The sequence below is a fragment of the Flavobacterium sp. genome (assembly GCF_044368625.1).
Lineage (GTDB): Bacteria > Bacteroidota > Bacteroidia > Flavobacteriales > Flavobacteriaceae > Flavobacterium.
In genome coordinates this window covers 1-2,847 of the sequence record NZ_JBIPPD010000312.1, presented here as the reverse complement: position 1 = coordinate 2,847, position 2,847 = coordinate 1, and the positions used below count along the sequence as shown (strand labels likewise).

General features: G+C 35.4%; 2 protein-coding genes and 1 pseudogene. 2 read left to right on the top strand and 1 reads right to left on the bottom strand.

Annotation, left to right across the window (positions count from 1 at the left end):
- Nucleotides 1–815, bottom strand: a pseudogene (locus ACIQ2X_RS15460) (L,D-transpeptidase); the annotation flags it as partial.
- A gap of 186 nt (nt 816–1,001) precedes the next feature.
- Between ACIQ2X_RS15460 and nhaC the strand changes: the two are divergent.
- Nucleotides 1,002–2,483, top strand: coding sequence for a Na+/H+ antiporter NhaC (gene nhaC / locus ACIQ2X_RS15455; protein ID WP_396179866.1), 1,482 nt, complete (start codon nt 1,002–1,004; stop codon nt 2,481–2,483).
- Nucleotides 2,484–2,622: 139 nt separating this feature from the next.
- The coding region (locus ACIQ2X_RS15450; RefSeq protein ID WP_396179864.1) for a hypothetical protein at nt 2,623–2,847 on the top strand (225 nt) is incomplete at its 3' end.

Here is a 2,847-nt window from a genome sequence, read left to right as displayed (position 1 = left end):
GCATTAATTTTGCCATCTGCTTTACGGTTGTATCGGATTTCATATTTGGCCAAACCTGCTTTAAATTCAGAATCGAATACCTTGCTTCCCGAATCGCTTTTTAAATCGCCTGTCAAAAAAAGGCGCTTCCGAATTTGTGCAATCGCCATTCCTGAATCTCCTTCTTTCAATGTTTTTACATTTGCAGGAAAATCAATTTTTCCCCAACCGCCTTTTTTCTGAATGTCTTGGTAGCGTTTCAAGCCTTTCTTTAATAAATAATATTGACTGATGTTTTCGCCTTCGTCTTTTTCCAGTTTTTCGGGATCTTTCATCAATTCGTCCAAATAATCAACATAGGAAACGTTCGCTCGTGGCAAGAACCATCCTGTTTGCTTACTCAATTGGGTATCGACACCTTTCAAAACATTTTGTGTGTAATAAAAGTACATCGAACTGACCAACAAATCATTTTCTAAGGTCGATTTATTTCCTTTTTTTTCAGAAAACAATGCATCGATTTCTTCTTTGTACGGCATTTTTTGAACCACGCCTTCTTCCTTAATTTCATTAACTTTACTGTACAAAACTTCTGCAAAATCAGACCTTCCATCTTTGTCGTACCATACATAATGAAAGTCTTCTTTGTTATAAAGTGCATTGATTTCTTTTTCGTATTTTTCAAATTCCGGATGTTTTTGAAAAAAAGCGTCTAATTTGGCGCTGTCAAAAGCGATTCGGTCTTCTGGAGTAATTATTCCGTCGTTTTTTTCCTTGCAAGAAGTTATTGCAATAGTAACCAGTAGGATTAGTAATTTGTGTTTGATATTGTTCATAATTTTGTTTTATATATAGGTGTAACTGCTGTTGGATTACATTCGATTTCAAAAAAAAACACTACTATTTATCTAAACTGAAGTTTTGAATTTATTAATCGTACAAAAATCCTATTCTGAAATGAATTTTATATTATAGAATTTTCTTCTTTTTTCATTATATTGCAACATCATTTAAACTAGTATATGGAACAGAACAACCTAAATCGAGGCGAAGAAGGCGTCATTATAAATAAAAATTTATCCCTTTGGGAAGCATTAATTCCCATCTTTATCCTAATCGCAATTTTAGGTTACAATGTGTACATTTATGAAAGCGATGCAACTGCTGGACCCAATCAGTTTGCATTAATAATGGGAGCTGCTGTTGCTGCAATAGTAGGTTTTCGCAATAAAATCAATTATTCTAAAATGATTGCCGAAATTTCCGAAAATATAAAATCGACGGCTGGAGCCATTTTAATATTACTGATGGTAGGTGCTTTATCAGGAACTTGGTTATTGAGCGGCATTATTCCAACGATGATTTATTACGGGATGCAAATTTTACATCCTTCGGTATTTTTACCGGCATGTGTAGTTATTTGTTCTGTTATTTCTATTGCTACGGGAAGTTCCTGGACCACCTCTGCAACGGTCGGAATTGCACTTATTGGAATCGGTTCCACGATGGGAATGCCATTAGGAATGGTTGCCGGAGCGGTTTTATCCGGTGCCTATTTTGGCGACAAACTTTCGCCTTTATCCGACACAACCAATCTTGCACCAGCAATGGCGGGGACTGATTTGTTTACCCATATACGTTACATGCTACTGACTACCGTTCCTACAATGGTTTTGACCCTAATTCTATTTGTAATTTTAGGTTTGATGCAAGATACAAGCGAGTTGGCCAACGACGGAACTACTTTAACCGCCATTAAAGAAACATTTAATGTCACTCCACTTCTATTTATTGTACCCATTGTGGTTATTGTTTTAATTGTAAAAAAAACAGAACCGCTTATTGCTTTGTTAATCGGTATACTTTTAGGCGGTGCATTTGCGTTGATTTTTCAACCCGATTTGGTGGCTAAAATTGGCGGTGGCACCCATTTGAATTTTATAAATGGGTACAAGGGCGTGATGAATGCCATTACTGTTGAAACAACGATCGAAACCAGTAATAAAATCCTGAACGATTTATTTACTTCTAAAGGAATGCAAGGCATGTTAGGTACGGTTTGGCTTATCTTATGTGCTATGGTTTTTGGAGGTGTGATGGAAGCCATTGGAGCGTTAGCGCGAATTACCGATTCACTACTTAAAATGTTCGATACCGTTTTTGGTTTATTTGCAAGCACGGTAGTAAGTTGCTTGGCTTTGAACTTGACAGCTTCTGATCAATATTTGGCTATTGTCGTGCCTGGAAAAATGTTTGCAAAAGCGTATAAAGACAAAGGACTTGCACCTGAAAATTTAAGCCGAACTTTGGAAGATACTGGAACCGTTACCTCCGTTTTAATTCCGTGGAATACTTGTGGTGCATACCATGCTGGAGTTTTAGGCGTTTCAACATTAAGTTATTTACCCTATGTTTTTTTCAGTATTATTAGTCCGTTCATGACTTTGCTTTTTGCTGCTTTTAATTACAAGATCAAAATGATAGTTTCAGAGGTTAAGAATTAATTTGCTGCAACTTTGAATCATTTCCATAAGATAAAACAATGGCTTTATAAAATATAATAATTAAAATCAATTAATTCAATGATAAATTGAAGTAGCTTTGTATTTATAAAATAGTATTAACAACCAAAAATATACACTTATGGAACACACAACTGATTCAGGAAAATGTCCGTTCAGCAACAAACCAAGCATTCCTACTGAAAAAATTGGAAACCAGCATTGGTGGCCTAAAGCACTGGATTTAGATATTCTTAGCCAACACGATTCTAAAACCAATCCGTTAGGTGCTGATTTTAATTATGCCGAAGAATTTAAAAAATTAGATTTAGAAACCGTAAAAACAGATTTAAAAAACCTGATGACC

Excerpts from the sequence above, each read along its gene's own strand:
- nhaC (WP_396179866.1), top strand. The coding sequence starts at position 1,002 with ATGGAACAGAACAACCTAAATCGAGGCGAAGAAGGCGTCATTATAAAT.